Here is a 16,241-nt window from a genome sequence, read left to right as displayed (position 1 = left end):
CACGTAGTACTCGGTGTTGGCGTGGTGGATGCCCGCGCTGCGGCCCCAGTCGGTGTGGAAGTCGACGCGCAGCGGGGAGGAGCCGTCCTCCTCGTCCACCGAGAGGCGGCGCTCGCTCGCGCGGCCCTCTCCGCCCGGCAGCTCGGCGCCGTGCCAGACGTAGTCGTCTTCCTGGATCAGTTCCACATGGGGTCGCACGTGCGCCTCCGTTGCGTAGGTCGTCGAGTTCCCCGCGGGCTGGGCGCGGCCCGGCACCGCGACCGTCCGGGCCGCCGGTGCCGACCTGCACCGTGCCCCGGTCGACGGGCTGGTCGGGGAGCTGCTCGGTCGCGCGTCCATGGCCGGTGAGGTCTTCCCGACCGACGTCGAGGTGCTGTGGCCCGGGGCCCGCACGTGGGCGTACGTCCCCGCGGGTGAGCCCGTACCGGCCATCGACGGGCTGGCGTTCGTCCACACCTTCGCCTGAGCCCGACACGTCCCGGCGCACCTGCGCCGGCGCCGGCTGTCAGGATGGCGCCATGGGCGACCTGACGAGCGACGACTTCCCGGTCCACCGGCCGGTCGCGACCCGGTGGCGCGACAACGACGCGTACGGACACCTCAACAACGCCGTCTACTACGAGCTCTTCGACAACGCGATCGACCGTTGGCTCACCGAGGCGACCGGGACCGACTGGGCGGGAGCCCCGTGGCTGGCCGTCGTCGCGGAGTCGGGCTGCCGGTACCTGTCCGAGGTGCGGTACCCCGACCCCCTCGTGGTCGGCCTGGCGGTGACCCGCGTCGGGACCAGCAGCGTGACGCTGCGCCTGGGCGTCTTCACGCCCGGCGGTCCGGTCGCCGCCGTCGGCCACTGGGTGCAGGTCTTCGTGGACCGCGACACCCGGCGGCCCACGCCGGTGCCGGCACGGATCCGTACGGTGCTGGAGGCCGCCCTGGTGTGAGGGGCCGTCAGCTGCGCACGGTCGCCGCCGCCGCGTCGTCCTCGTAGGAGTTGCGGACCGTCCACAGGATCACCGACGAGGCGAACAGGGGCGGGAGCAGGCACAGCATCGCGGGGCTGATCGAGCCGAACACGTCGGACATCGATCCCACGAGCAGCGGCCCGAACGCGCCGCCCAGCGTGGTCAGGAACTGCAGCAGCGCGAAGCCCATGCCGCGGTTCGTCGCGGGCACCACGTTGGCCGCGGAGGCGGTCAGGTTGGGCATGGCCGCGGCGAAGCCGACGCAGGCCAGGGCGACCATCGCCGACCGTACGCCCACGCCGGGCAGCAGCACCGTCAGGGCCAGGCCGACGGCACCGACCATCAGGAAGACTGCCGAGATCCGGATGCGCCAGCCCTGGCCGCGGTTGCGGTCGCCGACCTTCGAGCCGATGAGGATGCCGATCACGATGCCGGCGCCGCCGACGCCGCCGGCCAGGCCGGAGGCCGCGTCGGTCTCGAGGCCCTCGACGCGCTCCATGAAGGTCGGGAGCCAGTAGAAGAGTCCGGCGACGCCCAGGGAGAGGATCGCCTGGGCGGCGATCACGCCGCGCAGGGTGCGGATCCGCAGCAGGCCCTTGGCGTCGTCCCAGATCGAGGCGGTCGAGCCGGTGATGACGGCGTGGTCGTCGTGCGCGGCGTCGTCGGACTCCACGCCGCGCGCCGCGCGCAGCCGGTCGATCCGGTCTCCCAGCCCGCGCACGGGCTCCTTGACCGTGGCCATCAGGACGGCGATGACGAGGCCGGGGACGGCGGCGATGAAGAAGACCGCCCGCCAGTCCAGCGCCTCGGCCACGGCGCCGCCGATGATGACGCCGGCGGGCAGCCCCATGTAGTAGCCGGCGCGCTCGAAGCCGTACGCCTTGCCGCGCGAGGCGTTCGGGTAGTAGTCGGCCAGCAGGGAGGAGGCCGGCGGGTTGTACAGCTGACCGGCCGCGCCGATGGCGATGCGGATCATGAAGAACATGACGAACGTGGTGGCCAGGCCGCTGAGCACGGAGCACAGCGACCAGATGAGGACCACCAAGTCCCCGTCGAGGTGCTGGGCGAGGCGTCGGGCGTGGTCGCGGTCGGCGTACCAGGAGACGTGGTTGAGAACCCGTTCGCAGGCGTGATCAGCCGGCCCGAGCTCGTCCGCGCCGAGGTCGGGGTGACGGTGACCGTCGTACGACCGGCCTGCGCGACCAACCGGTTCGTCTCACGGGGCACCGACGTCGTCGACGGCCGGCCCTGGGCGCTCGCGGGCGGCGTGCTCACCACCTGAGGTCCTGACGCGACAGGAGCCCTGACCCACCTGGGTCAGGGCTCCTCGTGCGTCGAGCGTGAGGTCAGACGGTCTCGTCGCGGACGGTGAGCGCGTCGGCCAGCGCGTTCTCGGTGCTCTGCAGGTGGGCGACCCACGCGTCACGCAGCTCGGTGACCTTGCCGGCGCGGGCCAGGTCGAGCAGGGCGCGGTGCTCCTCGATGCGCGCCTCCTGGGTCTCCGGCTGGTGGTCGAGGTCCGCCATGAGCAGGTGCAGGTAGCGGTCGGAGGCCTTCCAGAGCAGGCGCAGGACGTGGGCGTCGGCGGGGCCGATCTCGTCCAGGAGCATCGCCTCGTGGAAGGCGTGGTGCTTGGCGGCCAGGGCGGCCGGCTCGCGCTCGATGCCGATGTACTCGGCGAGGGCGTCCTCGGCGTCCTGCAGCCGCTCCTCGGTGATGGCGGCGCCGGCACGCAGGCACAGGTCGCCCTCGATCAGCTTGCGGAGCTGGTAGATGTTGCGGAGCTCCTCGACCGTCACCGTCGCGACCAGGGCGGAGCGGCCGGGGCGGAGGCTGATCACGCCCTCGCTCTCGAGGCGGCGCAGGGCCTCGCGCACGGGGATGTGGCTGATGTCGAAGCGCTCGCACAGGTCGACGATCGAGACGGTGGAGCCGGGGGCGAGGTCGCCGTTGAGGATGGCGCGGTGCAGCTCGTCGGTCACGCGGTCCACCAGCGAGTGGTGGGCGATCGGTCGGACGCCGGTGGCGCCGTTGCTGCGACGAGTCATCAGGTCTCTCCCGGGGACAGGGGTTCTCGGAGTGAGTCTCTCAACCCCGACCGTGGGGCGCGCGGGGCACGCCCTTGGAAATCATATATACGTCGAGGCCATTGTGCTCACTCCGGCGTTCTCCTGACGTCTCGCGCCAAGAACAGATATCGTATATTCTGTAGCGAAGTGAAGGGAGGTGACCGATGGTCGACGCAGCGACGTTCCGTGACGTCATGAGCCAGTGGCCCAGCGGTTCACCGTGGTGACGACGCTGACCGGTGACGGTGCCTGGCACGGCATGACGGCCAGCTCGTTCTCCAGTGTCAGCCTCGACCCGCCCCTGGTCTCGATCTGCCTGACCCGGACCCTCTACACGCACCAGCTGATCAGCGACGGCAAGCTGTTCGGCATCAACGTCCTCGCCAAGACCAGATGGACGTCGGGCGGCGCTTCGCCGGCATGGACGCCTCGGTCGCCGACCGGTTCGCCGGGCTGGACTGGGACACCGCCGAGACGGGCGCCCCGCTGCTCGACAGCGCGCTGGGCTGGTTCGACTGCCGCGTGGTCCACGAGTACCCCGGTGGCGACCACACCATCTTCGTCGGGGAGGTCGTGGCGGCCCGCGCCGCCCGCCGCTCCGCACCGCTGCTCTTCCACTCCCGCGGCTGGGCCAGTTCGCCGACGTCCTGCCCGACGTGGCGACCCTGGCCGACGGCGGTGTGGCCGAGGCGCTCGTGCGCGCCGGCCGGGTCGAGGAGGTGCCGGCCGTCGTGGCCAGCGTCGCCGCGGCCGGTTCCCGCGTACGCATCGCCGACCTCACCACGACCGTCGGCCCCGCCGAGGCGCTCGCCCGGATCCCTGCCTCCGCGCCGCGCGCCGAGGCCAGCGTCCTGGTGGCCGACCGGGCCCAGGCCGACGTTGCGCTGACCGCCGGCGTCGGAGTCGTGGAGTTCACCGTCGACCCGGCCGACCCCGAACAGCTCGACGCGGTCCTCGCGGCCGTCGACGGGATCGCCGAGCGTTGCGCGGTCCACCTGCGCGACGGCTTCGACGCGGAGAAGCTGGACGCCGTGCTCGCCGCCGTCGAGAGGCTCTCCGCGGCCGCGGTGCTGGAGATCGGGCTGCCCGACACCGCCGGCACCGCGACCCCGCTGCGGGTGCGCGGCCTCCTGCAGGAGGCGGTCGCCCTGGCCCGTCCGGTGCCCCTGCGCGTCGGGCTCCACGACCGTGACCGGCTCGGGCTGGTGAAGGCGATCACCGCCCTCAAGAGCGGGGTCCGTCACTTCGACGCCACGCTCGCCGGGCTGGACTCCTCGGTCGCGACCGAGGACCTGGTCCGCCTGCTCGAGGAGGTCGACGTCGACACCCCTGTCGACTCGGCGTCCCTGACCGCTCTGGCGCACAGCGTGCGCCGTCACGACCGTTCCCGTCACGTCGTGACGTTGGACAACTACGCGAAGAACGGCTCGGCGACGCCGGTCTGCTCGGTCTGGTCGTGCCCGAGGAGTTCGGCGGGCTGGGTGGCGGGCTGCGCGACCTCGCCGCCACCACGTACGCGCTGGGCACCGTGTGCGGCTCCACCGCGCTGGCCTACTTCTTCCACTGCTCGTCCTCCTCGCGCGGCATGCTGCCGCTGGCCGCGCTCGACGCCGGGCTGTACGAGGCCGACGAGGCCGCTGAGGTGCGCGCGTTCGCCGAGAAGGTGCTGCACCTCATGGGCACCGAGAAGAAGGCGATCGGCAACTTCGCCAGCGAGGCCAGGAGCCGACGCCCGAGTCGAAGCAGACGCCGATCGACGGCAGCTGGCTGAGCCGGATGCCGCGCGAGCGGATGGTGAGGCAGATCGAGGCGGCCGGGATGGGGGAGTGGGCGGACCGGTTCGTCCGCGACCAGCGGACCCCGCGTACCCACGTGGCGGTGTACACGTTCGCCGAGGGCCGTTTCGAGGTGGCCTACTTCGAGAAGGACGAGGTGTGGCACGTCGGCTGGGAGGGGCCGTACGAGGTGCAGGGCCACACGCTCGAGATGACCGACGAGTTCAGCGGGGTCACCGACGTGTACCGCTGGCGGATGCGTGACGGCGCACTCGACCTCGAGCGGGTGAGTGCGGACGCGCCAGACGTGGAGGGGATGCCCTACGAGGTGCTGGACGCCGCCTACATCGGGGACTGGTGGCAGCCCACCGACTGCCCCATGCAGGCCGGGGAGGCCTGCTGACGGGCCCAGGGAACAACCCGCGCTCGTTGATTGCTCAACCAGGCGTGAAGAAGATCGGATTCCTCAACTTCGGGCACTGGACCGACTCCCCGCACTCCCAGGTGCGGACGGCCTCGGACACGCTGCTGCAGTCGATCGACCTGGCGGTCGCCGCCGAGGAGATCGGCGTGGACGGCGCGTACTTCCGGGTGCACCACTTCGCCCGCCAGCTCGGCTCGCCGTTCCCGCTGCTGGCGGCGATCGGGGCGCGGACCTCGCGCATCGAGATCGGCACCGGCGTCATCGACATGCGCTACGAGAACCCGATGTACATGGCCGAGGACGCGGGTGCCGCGGACCTCATCGCCACCGGCAGGCTGCAGCTCGGCATCAGCCGGGGATCACCGGAGCAGGTCATCGACGGGTGGCGCTACTTCGGGTACGCGCCCGCCGAGGGCGAGAGCGCGGACGGGGCGGACATGGCGCGCCGGCACACCGAGGTGCTGCTGGAGGTGCTGAAGGGCAACGGGTTCGCGCAGCCGAACCCGCGCCCGATGTTCCCCAACCCGCCGGGTCTGCTGCGCCTCGAGCCGCACTCGGCCGGTCTGCGCGAGCGGATCTGGTGGGGCGCGGGGTCGGACTCCACGGCCCGGTGGACCGCCGAGCAGGGCATGAACCTGATGAGCTCGACGCTGAAGGCCGACGAGACGGGTGAGCCGTTCCACGTGCAGCAGCGCAAGCAGATCGAGGCGTTCCACGAGGAGTGGGCCAAGCACGACCACGGCTTCACGCCGCGCGTCTCGGTGAGCCGGTCGATCATGCCGATCACCACCGACGAGGACCGCATGTACTTCGGTGGCGAGGGGGCCTCGTCCGACCAGGTCGGCACCATCGACAACTTCCGCGCCGTCTTCGGAAGGTCGTACGCGGCCGAGCCGGACGTGCTGGTGGAGCAGCTGGCCGAGGACGAGGCGGTCGCGGCCGCCGACACGGTCCTGCTGACGGTCCCCAACCAGCTGGGCGTCGAGTACAACGCCCGCCTGCTCAGGACCATCGTGGAGGACGTGGCGCCCGGGCTCGGCTGGCGCTGAGCCGGAATCCGGTCGCGGGTGCGCAGCTCCCGCGGCTAGTCTTCCCGCAGTTCTCGCCCCACCCCTGGGGCGGACGGGCCACGGCAGGTTCCGACCCTGTGTGGCGACCGTGATCCGTGAACAGTGGTCCGACCACATCGGCAGGGGTTGCCCGGTGGGCCCGGCGCACGCGTCGGGCCCACCGCGGTCGGGTCATCCGACCAGCTGTCCGGCCTCGTCGAGCAGGCGTACGAGCGCGACCACGAACACCACCGTGAGCGCCGCCCGACCCGCCCACGCGGCAGGGGCCGCCCACGGCACGGAGCCGAACCGGCGGCGTACGGCTTCGAGGACCAGCCAGGCGCCGGCCAGAGCCACCAGCAGTGGGGCGACCGGTCCGTACGCGACCAGCGGCACCAGCGCCGCCGGCCAGGGCGCCCGGGCGAACGGGCCCCGCGGAGGACGCCAGCGTTCGGCGAGCAGCGTGAGGCTGCCGGCGTACACGCCGGGGATCGCCATGAACAGGACGATCGCGAGCCAGGCCGGCGACAGGAGGGTGAAGTCGACGCCGTCCACGTGGACCAGCTGCTCGCCGACCACGACCGCCGGCCCGAGGCTGATCGAGAGCACCTGGAACCAGCGCGGACCGATCAGCAGGGGCCGCAGCACCGTGTAGACGGCGGCCCCGAGGGCGCCGAACACGGTGGCGACCACGAGCAGGTTGAGGGTGCCCGACGCCGTGAACTGGCCGATTGTGAACCCGTCGTCGCTGCGCACGCCGCTGGTCCCGGGTTGAGCCGGGCGAGCAGGAACATCGCGAGCCGTCCGCCGACGCCGCCGACCAGGAGGCCGAGCAAGGCGCCCGCGGCCGTGGTCGACCCGAGCCGGCGCACCGCGTCGGTGGCCGCCCCGGTCCAGGTGTACGTGCTCTCGGTGGTGCTGACTGCCACGGTGTCCCCCCACGGTGCCGCGCCCGCCCGGTCTGTCGGACGCGGCGAGGACGAGCGTGGGACGTGCGGACCGGCTGGTCAACCGGTTCGGCGGGGTTCCGCGGCGATGTACCCAGAACGTGGCTACCTTCTGGCGCATGCGAACTCGTCTCCTCGCCCTCGTGTGTCTGGCCGCGGCCCTCGTGGCGTTCGTGGGGGCAGCGGTGCTGATGCTCGACAACATCAGCGTGGATCTGAGCTCGACGGGGGTGAAGGAAGTTGCCTCCGGTGGCGGGTTCGGGTGCGTCGTCGCGCCGTGGGACGCGGGCGTGAACGGCGACGCCTCCGAGCCGGGCGGGGAGTGGACGCCGGCGCTCAGGGAGGAGGTCGCCGCGAAGTGCTACGAGGCCAACCTGGCCCGCTACAACACCGGACGCGGCGTCGCTGCGCTCGGCGTCGTGCTGCTCGGCGTCGCGGTCGTCGTGGGGGTCAGGGGCCGGTCAAGGCCTGCGCGAGCATGACCAGGATCCCGCTCGGACCGCGGACGTACGTCAGCTTGTAGACGTCCTCGTACGTCGCGACGCCGCGAAGCGGGTGGCAGCCGTGGCGCGCGGCGGTCTCGAGCGCCTCGTCGAGGTCGTCGACGGAGAAGGCGACCCTGTGCATCCCGATCTCGTGTGGCAACGTCGGGCTGGTCTCGACAGCCTCGGGATGGATGTACTCGAACAGCTCGAGGCGGCCCCCACCGCCCGGTGTCTGCAGCATCGCGATCTTGGCGTGGTTGCCGTCCAGGCCCACCGCCGTGTCGGCCCACTCGCCACTGACCGTGTCGCGGCCCAGGACGGTCAGGCCGAGGTCGGTGAAGAAGGCGATGGCCGCCTCGATGTCGCGGACGGCGATGCCGACGTTCTCGAGTGTGATGGGCATGCTTCGACCGTACGCCTCGGTGCAGCGGCACCCCGTGCAGCGTCAGGCGCGTCCCGGCCAGACAGGGCGCCCGTCGACCCACGCCACCCCCGGGTTGCGGCACAGGCAGAAGGGGTGGCCGACCGGGTCGGTGTAGACGCGGAAGCCGAAGCCGTCGGGATCGGAGTGGTCCTGCTCCAGGGTTGCGCCGAGTGAGAGGACGCGCTCGTGCTCGACCTCGAGGTGCTCGACCTCGAAGTCGAGGTGGAACTGCTTGGGGTGCTCGCGGTCGGGCCACCGCGGGGCGCGGTAGTCCTCGACCGGTGTGAAGGCGAGCTCGATCCCGCCCACGTCGATCCCCGCCCACTCCGCGGTGCTGTCGTCGGTGAGCGGCAGCCCCGTGACGGCCGAGTAGAAGGCCGCGAGCTCCATCGCGTCCGGGCAGTCGATGATGACGTCGGTGAGGCGCAGCATCTCCCGATGGTGCCACGCCTCGGGCGTACCGTGGCTGGATGACGCCCCGCGTCACCTCACCGCTGCGGCTGTACCGAGCGACCGGAGCCGACCTCCCGTTCGGTGATCCGCTCCGCGCCCACGGCGTCGCGATGGAGGGGTACTTCTGGCGGTTCACCGACCCCGGTTCGGGACGGGTGCTGATCGCCCTGTGCGGGATCAACCGCGCGGCCGACGGCAGGTGGGCGACGCTGGGGCTGGCCGCGCGCCCGGGTGGCTTCCTGCGGACCGTCGCGCACCCCGACGGCGAGGCCGACCCGGGGGCGCTGGGGGCGTACGCGGGGGAGGCGTTCCGGGGGAGCGCCGACCGGCTGGTCGTCGACCTGGGCGAGGACGCGCGCCTCGACGTGCGCGTCTCCGGGCCCTCCGCGTGGCCGCGGCGCCGGTGGGGCGGGTCGAGCGTCTTCCACTGCGTCCCCGGCCTCAACCAGTACTGGCACCCGTGGCTGCTCGGCGGTACCGCGCACGGTCGCGCCGTGGTCGGCGGCGAGGTGTGGGAGCTCGACGGCTGGTCGGTGTACGCGGAGAAGAACTGGGGCCGGGGCGGGTTCCCCGACGCCTGGTGGTGGGGCCAGGCCCAGGGGTTCGCGGAGCCCGCCGCCTGCGTCGCGTTCGCGGGCGGTGAGGTGACCGCCGGGCCGCTGCGGACCACCGTGACCGCGGTCGTCGTGCACCTCCCCGACGGTCGCCTCGTACGCCTGGGCGACCCGCTGGTCTCCCCGGTGCGGGCCGAGGTCGGGGACGAGCGCTGGCTGCTGCGCGGCCGCAGCGCCCGCTGGGGCGTCGAGATCGAGGGCGCCGGCGACCTCGGCAGCGCCCACGTACTGCCGGTGCCGCTGCCCAGGGAGCGGCGCAACGTGCCCGGAGCCATCGAGCACCTCGGCGCCTCGATGAGGGTCGCGGTGCGCCGCGACGGCCGGACGGTGTGGGCGGGGGAGTCGGGCCTCGCGGCCCTGGAGCACGGCGGGATCGAGCGGGCCCGCGCCGAGGTCGTACGCCGTGGGCACGGGCCCGGGGTCACCGGCGCGCCGCCCGTGGGCTGAGAGGGGTGCCGACCGGGTCGTCGCGCAGGGTGGACGCAATGCGCATTGTTCTACTAACATGCGAACTATGTTCTTCCGAGTTGAGCACGACAGCCGGATCGGTCTGGCCGACCAGATCGCGGCCCAGGTGCGCAAGGCCGTCGTCGACGGCACGCTCGAGCCGGGGGAGAAGCTGCCCCCCGCACGCGAGCTCGCCGCCGGCCTCGACGTCAACATGCACACGGTGCTGAGGGCGTACGCCGCCCTGCGCGACGAGGGCGTGGTGGACCTGCGTCGGGGCCGAGGTGCCCACGTCCGCCAGGACCTGCGCGCCGACGACCGCGAGTGGGTGCAGCTGCGGGAACAGGTCTCGGACCTGGTGCAGCGCGCGACCCACCTCGGTCTGACTCCCGACCAACTGATCGACGAAGTCCGAAAGGCGATGGCATGAACCCCCGACTGAGCTACCTGCGACTGTTCGCGGTCGCGCTCCTGCTGGTCCTGGCGCCCCTGTCGGTGGTGCTCTACCGGCTCGCGTACGGAGCCGACGTCCCCGACCCGCTGCCCACCCACTGGGGTCCGCGCGGGGAGGTCGACGGCACGGCGTCCCTGTTCGACTTCACGGTGGTGTTCGCCCTGTTCACCACGGTCTTCGCGGCCGGTGGCCTGGCCTGCCTGGCGCTGCTGCGCAGGGTGGTGCCCGCCGTCGTCGGGGTCGTGTCCGGCGCCTGGACCGCGTGGGTGATGGCGACGACGTACGCGGCCGTCCTGAGTGGCTCGGCGGGTGCGGCCACCGTGGAGGAGGTGGACCTGTCGCCGGTGACGTTGGTCTTCGCGATCCTGCTGGTGCCGACGCTGGTGGCCGCGGTGACCTGGCTCCTGGTGCCGTTCTCGCCGCGCAGGCAGGGGCCGGTGGCGACGCCGCCCTCGTCGGTGCAGCTGCGACCGGACGAGCGGGTGACGTGGGTGGGGCAGTCGTCGTCGCCGTGGCTGCTGCTCGCGGGCGTCGTGCTCGTGGTGGCCGCCGTCGCCACCGTGTTCGTGCTGTGGCCCGTCGCCGTGGTGCTGGGCGTCGCGGCGTTCGTGGTCGCCTGGGTCCACCGGATCATGGTGCGCGTGGACAACGCGGCCGTGACCGTGGCGTGGGGGCCGGCGCGCTGGCCCCGGGTGACGGTGCCGTTGGGTGAGGTGACTGCCGCGCACCCGGCGCTGATCGAGCCGCTCGCCTGGGGCGGCTGGGGATACCGGGTGACCCCGCGCGGGCACGCCGCCGTGGTCCGGCGCGGGCCGGGGCTGGTGCTGTCTCGGCGCGAGGGCTCGCCGTTCGCCGTGACGGTCGACTCCCCGGAGGTCGCGGCCGACCTGGTCAACGCGATGGTGGCCAGCAGCCCGACCCGCGGCTGAGACGCGGCAGATTCGCGGTCGAGAGCGCCCGGTCCCGGTGGGGCCGGGCGCCTCGGCGAGCGGCGCGGTCAGTCGATGAGAGAGGCGCCCCAGTCGCGGGCGCGGTCGAGCTCTCCCGGGAGCAGCGGCCCCTCGTAGTCCTCGACGAAGAAGCTCTCCGACGCCACGAGCGTGCCGAGGTGGTGCCGCTTGACCTCCTTCGCCGCGGCCTTGGCCGCGGAACCGGGGAAGTGGCGCACCTTCGCCACCCGTGTGTCGAACGTGGCGATGCCGACCCGGCCCACGCGCTCTGCCCGCGGCAGCTCGGCGAGCCACTCCCGGATGCCACGCCCCTCGTGCTCCGGCGTGGCACCGCGGGCCAGGGCGTCCTCACGCGTCGACGCACGGCTCATCGAGAACGCGTGCGTCGGTCCGCCGACCACCAGCAGCCTCACCTGGTCGGGCAGGGGGCTGGGCGCCTGCGACACGTCGAGGACCGTCGCGCCGCCCAGTCCCTCGGCGACCGCCTCCGCGACGGCCTTCGTGTTGCCCCACATGGACTCGTGCACCACCAGGACGGACATGGCTGGCTCCTCTCACCTCCATGCTCCGCCGTCCCGGCGCCAGGGGGCAGGGTCGAAGGCCCCGATCCGTACGGCCGAAGGTTCGCGTCTTGTCGGTCGCGCGGGACTCCCGTTCGGGGGAACTAGACCAGCCTGGCTATCGAACACATGTTCGAATAGGTTGGTCGAGTCAGCCCACGCACCACGCCGACTCGGAGGCACCCGTGGACCACCCGATCCTTCTCGCAGCGAGAGCCATCGACCATGCTCTCGCGTCAGTCGCGGACCACGACCCTGCCTTCATGGCCACCCGGGACAAGGCCGCGGCGCTCGTGTCGTTGTCGTCACTCGAGAGCCGCTTGGTCGAGCTGCGTCTACGGGTGAGTGCGGAGTCTGCCGACGTGGCATCGGACGCCGGTGCCCGGGACGTCGCTGCATGGGCGGCTCGCCACACCCGTCGCCGACGTGCGGAGTGCGCTGCAGAGCTGCGGCTCGCGCACTCCCTGGCCGACGCCCCACTCCTTGCCGGTGCCGTACGACGGGGAGCGGTCACGATCGCGCAGGCGTCCGCGGTGGCCGCCTCGCTCGCTGAGCTTCCCAGCGGGCTGCCCGCTGACGTCCCGTCCAGGGCCGAGGCCGCTCTCGTCGAGCACGCTGCGGACCTCGTTCCCACGGACCTCCGACGCCTGGGGCGCCGGATCCTGGAGGTGGTGGCGCCCGACGTGGCCGAGGAGGCCGAGGCTCGTGCGCTGGCGGACCTCGAGCGCAGCGCCCGCGACCGCATGCGGCTCGGACTGCGCTCCCTCGGCGATGGCACGTGGCGGATCAGTGGGCTCATCCCCGAGGCGAGTGCGGCGCGGCTGGCGACCTACCTCCACGCCTTCACGAATCCGCGTGCCGCCGCCGGCGCCGAGGACGCCAGCCCCTGCGGGGACGGTACGGCCGTGCCCGCAGAGCCTGCCGGTGCGCCCCGCCCCGTTCCGTACGGGCGTCGCACCGCAGAGGCCTTCTGCCAGCTCCTCGAGACCCTCGACCCGCGTCGGCTTCCCCTCCACGGCGGCGATGCCACCACGCTCGTAGTCACGCTGTCGATCGACGCGTTGCGGACGGACCTGGCTGCAGCCACCCTCGGCGGCGACGGCGGCCACGACCGGATCAGCGCCCAGGAGGCCCGCCGCCTGGCCTGCAAGGCCCAGATAGTGCCAGCGGTGCTGGGAGGCGACGGGGAGGTGCTCGACCTGGGCCGCTCCCAGCGGTTGTTCACCCGGTCGCAGCGCAGGGCGCTCCTGCTCCGCGACAAGACCTGTCGGGCCCAGGGCTGCGACATCCCGGGAGCCTGGACGGAGGCTCACCATCTCGTGCCGTGGTCACGCGGCGGACGGAGCGACCTCGCCAACGGCCTGCTCCTGTGCGCCCATCACCACCACCGCATCCATGACCCGGCCTACCGAGCGACGCGGACGCCCCAGGGGCGCGTCGAGTTCCGGCGGCGTGACGAGAGCTGGTCCTCACCTGCCTGGGCATAGCCGCGCGCAGACGTGCGTTGCACCCACGTGGACGTGCTCGACTCCGTGGTCATCGGCGCCGGTCAGGCGGGGCTGGCGGCCTCGCGCCACCTGCTGAGGCTCGGCGTCGACCACATCCTGCTCGACGCCAACCCGGGGCCGGGCGGCGCCTGGCAGCACCGCTGGGACTCGCTCGGCATGGACGACGTGCACGGCGTCGCGGACCTGCCCGACGCACCCGCGCCGCCGCGCACCGCCGAGCCCGCCAACCGGGTGGTCCCCGCCTACTTCGGGTCGTACGAGGAGAGCTTCTCCCTGCCCGTCCTCCGCCCGGTGCGGGTCGACCGCGTCACCTCCGAGGGCGAGCTGCTGCGGGTGCGCGCCGACGCCGGCACCTGGTGGACGCGGACGCTGGTCAACGCCACCGGCACCTGGACGCGCCCGTTCGTGCCGTACTACCCGGGCATCGAGACCTTCGCGGGCGAGCAGTTCCACACGGCCGACTACCCGGGTCCGGAGCACTTCACCGGTCGACGGGTGCTGGTGGTCGGAGGCGGCGCGTCCGCGGTCCAGTTCCTCGGCGAGCTCGCCCCCGTGGCCGACGTGGTGTGGACGACCCGGCGCGAGCCGGTCTGGCGGACCGACGACTTCACCCCCGAGGTGGGGCTGGCCGCCGTCACCGAGGTCGAGCGCCGCGTACGGGCAGGGCTGCCGCCCGCGAGCGTGGTGGGCGTGACCGGGCTGGCGCTGCGACCCCAGGAGGCGGAGGCGGCACGGCTGGGTGTCTACGGGCGCCGCCGGGAGATGTTCGCCCGGATCGAGCCCGACGGGGTGCGCTGGGCGGACGGCTCCTTCGAGGCCGTCGACGCGATCCTGTGGGCCACCGGGTTCCGGGCCGCCCTCGACCACCTCGCCCCGCTGCGCCTGCGGTCCGCTGCCGGGGGCGTGCAGCTCGTTGCGGTGCCCGGCAACGTCCAGGGGGCCACCACGTCCGCCGTCGACCCCCGCGTCCAGCTCGTCGGGTACGGCCCCTCGGCCAGCACCGTGGGCGCCTCGAGGGCGGGTCGCGCCGCGGCGACGGCCGTACGGCGGTACCTGTCGGAGCGGGCGACGCCGGGGCCTTCCTGACCCCCGCCGTCTAGGGTGTGCGCATGGGGCAGCTCGACCAGTACGGCAACGATCCGTCGCAGATGCGCATCTCCGACGCCGACCGCGAGAAGGTCGCCGACGTGCTGCGCACCGCCGCAGGCGAGGGGCGTCTGGACTTCGACGAGCTCGACGACCGGCTCGAGGCGACGTACAAGGCCAGGACGTACGCGGAGCTGGTGCCGATCACCGTCGACCTGCCGGCGCACGCCGACTCCGGGCTCCCGTCCGTACGACCCACCCCGCGGGTCCCCACGACCGTCACCCACGACAACTCGTGGGCGGTGATGAGCGAGACCAAGCGTCAGGGGGCCTGGGTCGTGCCCGCCAGGCACACCGCGTTCTCCCTCATGGGGTCGGTCGTGCTGGACCTGCGCGAGGCGACGTTCAGCGCCACCGAGACCGAGATCGTGGCGAACTCGATCATGGGCGAGGTCCAGATCATCGTGGACGAGCACACCCACGTCGTCGTCGACGGCACCCCGATCATGGGGGAGTTCGTCCAGGGCAAGGACAAGGTGCCCTCACAGGTCACCGCCAACTCACCCACCGTCCGTGTCACCGGCATGGCACTGATGGCGTCGGTCAACGTCCAGCGCCAGCCCCCGCCGGGCACCCCCAAGAAGTTCCTCGGCAGCTACTGAGCTGCCCGCTGGGCGGCGATGTGCGGGGGCAGCGCCCCCGTCACCCTGCCCGCGTTGTCCTCGTCGAGGGTCAGGTTGAACCCGGTCACCGGGTCGAACAGGTGGCCCTTGGTGAAGTCGCACCACAGCGTGGCCCGGCTGCCGGCGGTGATCCGGCTGGCCGAGTCGAGGGCCACCACGAGCTGCGCCTGCTGGCCCTCGGTGTCGAGGTCCTTGGCGAGCTCCGAGAGGTCGCTGCTCACCTTGTCGTGGCCCTGGAACGGGATGTACGCGTACGCCTCGTGGCCGAGCCACTCGACCACGTCGACGTCGGCCTCGAACGTGACCCCGGTGGCCGCCCGGACCTCGTCGGTCAGGCTGGCGTCCTCGAAGAACTCGGGCCGGATGCCGGCGACCAGCACCTCGTGCCCGGCGGCCCGCTCGGCGTTGCGCTCGGAGATCTCCACCGTCCCGAAGGGCAGCGTCAGCGTGCGGCCCTCCAGCGTCGCCGGAAGGAAGTTCATCGGCGGGGAGCCGATGAAACCGGCGACGAACAGGTTGGCGGGGTTCTCGTACAGCTCCCGCGGGGTCGCGTGCTGCTGCAGCACCCCGCGCCGCAGCACCGCGACCTTGTCGCCCAGCGTCATCGCCTCGGTCTGGTCGTGGGTGACGTAGACCGTGGTGATCCCCAGGCGCTTCTGCAGGCGCGCGATCTCCGTACGCATCTGCCCGCGCAGCTTGGCGTCGAGGTTGGAGAGCGGCTCGTCGAAGAGGTACGCGTCGGCCTCGCGGACGATGGCGCGTCCCATCGCGACGCGCTGGCGCTGACCACCCGACAGGTTGCCGGGCTTGCGCTCCAGATGCTCGTCGAGCTCGAGCAGCGAGGAGGCCTCACGCACCTTGGCGTCGACCTCGGCGTCCGGCATCTTGGCCAGCCGCAGCGGGAAGGCGATGTTCTCGTACACCGTGAGGTGGGGGTACAGGGCGTAGTTCTGGAAGACCATCGCGAGGTTGCGCTCGCGCGGCGCGAGCTCGTTGACCCGCTTGCCCCCGATCACCATGTCGCCCGAGGAGATGTCCTCCAGCCCGACGATCATCCGCAGCAGCGTCGACTTCCCGCAGCCCGAGGGCCCGACGAGGATCAGGAACTCCCCGTCGGCGACGTCGATGCTGACGTCGTTGACCGCGGGGAAACCGTCGCCGTACTCCTTGACGATGTTCTTCATCTCGATGGCAGCCATCGGCTGATCACCCCTTCACTGCGCCGGAGGTCAGGCCGGCGACGATCTTGCGCTGGAACAGCAGCACGATGACGATCACGGGAAGCGTCACGATCACGGACGCGGTGGCGAGCTGGGCGAACGGAGGGTTGAACGGGTCGGGGCCCACGAAG

General features: G+C 72.5%; 20 protein-coding genes and 3 pseudogenes. 15 read left to right on the top strand and 8 right to left on the bottom strand.

Features of this window, described 5'->3' with window-relative positions:
- On the bottom strand, positions 1-198 hold a 198-nt coding region (locus tag ACI379_RS03570), incomplete at its 3' end, for a DUF4437 domain-containing protein (RefSeq protein WP_439790686.1).
- A gap of 139 nt (positions 199-337) precedes the next feature.
- Between ACI379_RS03570 and ACI379_RS03565 the strand changes: the two genes are divergently transcribed.
- Both ACI379_RS03565 and ACI379_RS03560 read left to right on the top strand, forming a co-directional pair.
- Positions 338-466, top strand: a complete 129-nt coding sequence (locus tag ACI379_RS03565) for a hypothetical protein (RefSeq protein WP_439790685.1) — start codon at positions 338-340, stop codon at positions 464-466.
- Between the two features lie 52 nt (positions 467-518).
- Positions 519-941 (top strand): acyl-CoA thioesterase, encoded by a 423-nt coding sequence (locus tag ACI379_RS03560; RefSeq protein WP_439790684.1) that lies wholly within the window; start codon positions 519-521, stop codon positions 939-941.
- A gap of 7 nt (positions 942-948) precedes the next feature.
- Here the strand turns inward: ACI379_RS03560 and ACI379_RS03555 are convergent, their stop codons facing one another.
- Entirely contained in the window at positions 949-2,004 is a 1,056-nt protein-coding gene (locus ACI379_RS03555; protein ID WP_439790683.1) for an MFS transporter, read from the bottom strand.
- Between the two features lie 63 nt (positions 2,005-2,067).
- On the opposite strand from ACI379_RS03555, the gene ACI379_RS03550 reads away from it, so the two are divergent.
- Positions 2,068-2,244 carry a hypothetical protein gene (locus tag ACI379_RS03550; protein ID WP_439790682.1) on the top strand — a complete coding sequence of 59 codons (177 nt, stop codon included), beginning with the start codon at positions 2,068-2,070 and terminating at the stop codon, positions 2,242-2,244.
- Between the two features lie 64 nt (positions 2,245-2,308).
- Here ACI379_RS03550 and ACI379_RS03545 read toward each other — a convergent pair whose 3' ends face one another.
- A complete protein-coding gene (locus ACI379_RS03545) occupies positions 2,309-3,010 on the bottom strand; it encodes a GntR family transcriptional regulator (protein ID WP_439790681.1) in 702 nt (233 codons plus the stop codon).
- 280 nt (positions 3,011-3,290) lie between these two features.
- Between ACI379_RS03545 and ACI379_RS03540 the strand changes: the two are divergent.
- The 5 genes and pseudogenes from ACI379_RS03540 (at position 3,291) to ACI379_RS03520 (ending at position 6,279) form a co-directional block, all read left to right on the top strand.
- Positions 3,291-3,919 (top strand): annotated as a pseudogene (locus ACI379_RS03540) (flavin reductase).
- Positions 3,886-4,338, top strand: a pseudogene (locus ACI379_RS03535) (hypothetical protein); the annotation flags it as partial. The pseudogenes ACI379_RS03540 and ACI379_RS03535, both read left to right, overlap by 34 nt.
- 125 nt (positions 4,339-4,463) lie before the next feature.
- Positions 4,464-4,802, top strand: a pseudogene (locus ACI379_RS03530) (acyl-CoA dehydrogenase family protein); the annotation flags it as partial.
- Positions 4,803-4,807: 5 nt separating this feature from the next.
- Complete coding sequence (locus tag ACI379_RS03525) at positions 4,808-5,209, top strand: hypothetical protein (protein ID WP_439790687.1); 402 nt, start codon at positions 4,808-4,810, stop codon at positions 5,207-5,209.
- A gap of 44 nt (positions 5,210-5,253) precedes the next feature.
- Entirely contained in the window at positions 5,254-6,279 is a 1,026-nt protein-coding gene (locus ACI379_RS03520) for an LLM class flavin-dependent oxidoreductase (protein ID WP_439790680.1), read from the top strand.
- A gap of 192 nt (positions 6,280-6,471) precedes the next feature.
- On the opposite strand, the gene ACI379_RS03515 is transcribed toward ACI379_RS03520, so the two are convergent.
- On the bottom strand, positions 6,472-7,035 hold the full coding sequence (locus ACI379_RS03515) for a hypothetical protein (RefSeq protein ID WP_439790679.1): 564 nt from the start codon (positions 7,033-7,035) through the stop codon (positions 6,472-6,474).
- Positions 7,036-7,345: 310 nt separating this feature from the next.
- Here ACI379_RS03515 and ACI379_RS03510 point away from each other — a divergent pair, with 310 nt between their 5' ends.
- Positions 7,346-7,708: a hypothetical protein gene (locus ACI379_RS03510; protein WP_439790678.1), complete on the top strand. Its 363-nt coding sequence runs from the start codon at positions 7,346-7,348 to the stop codon at positions 7,706-7,708.
- On the opposite strand, the gene ACI379_RS03505 is transcribed toward ACI379_RS03510, so the two are convergent.
- Together ACI379_RS03505 and ACI379_RS03500 are read right to left on the bottom strand one after the other, a co-directional pair.
- Positions 7,677-8,114 (bottom strand): VOC family protein, encoded by a 438-nt coding sequence (locus ACI379_RS03505; RefSeq protein ID WP_439790677.1) that lies wholly within the window; start codon positions 8,112-8,114, stop codon positions 7,677-7,679. The genes ACI379_RS03510 and ACI379_RS03505 overlap by 32 nt on opposite strands.
- Positions 8,115-8,156: 42 nt before the next feature.
- Positions 8,157-8,567, bottom strand: coding sequence for a VOC family protein (locus ACI379_RS03500; RefSeq protein WP_439790676.1), 411 nt, complete (start codon positions 8,565-8,567; stop codon positions 8,157-8,159).
- Between the two features lie 38 nt (positions 8,568-8,605).
- On the opposite strand from ACI379_RS03500, the gene ACI379_RS03495 reads away from it, so the two are divergent.
- The 3 genes from ACI379_RS03495 to ACI379_RS03485 all read left to right on the top strand — a co-directional run bounded on the left by ACI379_RS03495 (position 8,606) and on the right by ACI379_RS03485 (position 11,032).
- Entirely contained in the window at positions 8,606-9,649 is a 1,044-nt protein-coding gene (locus ACI379_RS03495) for a tocopherol cyclase family protein (protein WP_439790675.1), read from the top strand.
- 67 nt (positions 9,650-9,716) lie between these two features.
- Complete coding sequence (locus ACI379_RS03490) at positions 9,717-10,079, top strand: GntR family transcriptional regulator (RefSeq protein WP_439790674.1); 363 nt, start codon at positions 9,717-9,719, stop codon at positions 10,077-10,079.
- A complete protein-coding gene (locus ACI379_RS03485) occupies positions 10,076-11,032 on the top strand; it encodes a hypothetical protein (RefSeq protein WP_439790673.1) in 957 nt (318 codons plus the stop codon). Before ACI379_RS03490 ends, ACI379_RS03485 begins: the two co-directional genes overlap by 4 nt.
- Before the next feature lie 68 nt (positions 11,033-11,100).
- On the opposite strand, the gene ACI379_RS03480 is transcribed toward ACI379_RS03485, so the two are convergent.
- Complete coding sequence (locus tag ACI379_RS03480) at positions 11,101-11,595, bottom strand: flavodoxin family protein (protein ID WP_439790672.1); 495 nt, start codon at positions 11,593-11,595, stop codon at positions 11,101-11,103.
- A 281-nt stretch (positions 11,596-11,876) separates the two neighbouring features.
- On the opposite strand from ACI379_RS03480, the gene ACI379_RS03475 reads away from it, so the two are divergent.
- The 3 genes from ACI379_RS03475 to ACI379_RS03465 are packed head-to-tail and all read left to right on the top strand — an operon-like array spanning position 11,877 to position 14,869.
- Positions 11,877-13,100 carry a DUF222 domain-containing protein gene (locus ACI379_RS03475; RefSeq protein ID WP_439790671.1) on the top strand — a complete coding sequence of 408 codons (1,224 nt, stop codon included), beginning with the start codon at positions 11,877-11,879 and terminating at the stop codon, positions 13,098-13,100.
- A gap of 12 nt (positions 13,101-13,112) precedes the next feature.
- Positions 13,113-14,207, top strand: a complete 1,095-nt coding sequence (locus ACI379_RS03470) for an NAD(P)-binding domain-containing protein (protein WP_439790670.1) — start codon at positions 13,113-13,115, stop codon at positions 14,205-14,207.
- Positions 14,208-14,230: 23 nt separating this feature from the next.
- The gene (locus ACI379_RS03465; RefSeq protein ID WP_439790669.1) at positions 14,231-14,869 is read left to right on the top strand and encodes a DUF1707 SHOCT-like domain-containing protein; all 639 of its coding nucleotides are present in this window, start codon (positions 14,231-14,233) and stop codon (positions 14,867-14,869) included.
- On the opposite strand, the gene ACI379_RS03460 is transcribed toward ACI379_RS03465, so the two are convergent.
- The gene (locus ACI379_RS03460; RefSeq protein ID WP_439790668.1) at positions 14,863-16,089 is read right to left on the bottom strand and encodes an ABC transporter ATP-binding protein; all 1,227 of its coding nucleotides are present in this window, start codon (positions 16,087-16,089) and stop codon (positions 14,863-14,865) included. The two genes, ACI379_RS03465 and ACI379_RS03460, sit on opposite strands and share 7 nt — an antisense overlap.
- Positions 16,090-16,241 lie beyond the last annotated feature (152 nt).

It is taken from the genome of Nocardioides sp., from assembly GCF_051876515.1.
Classification (GTDB): Bacteria; Actinomycetota; Actinomycetes; order Propionibacteriales; family Nocardioidaceae; genus Nocardioides.
This window is presented reverse-complemented; position numbering and strand designations above follow the sequence as displayed.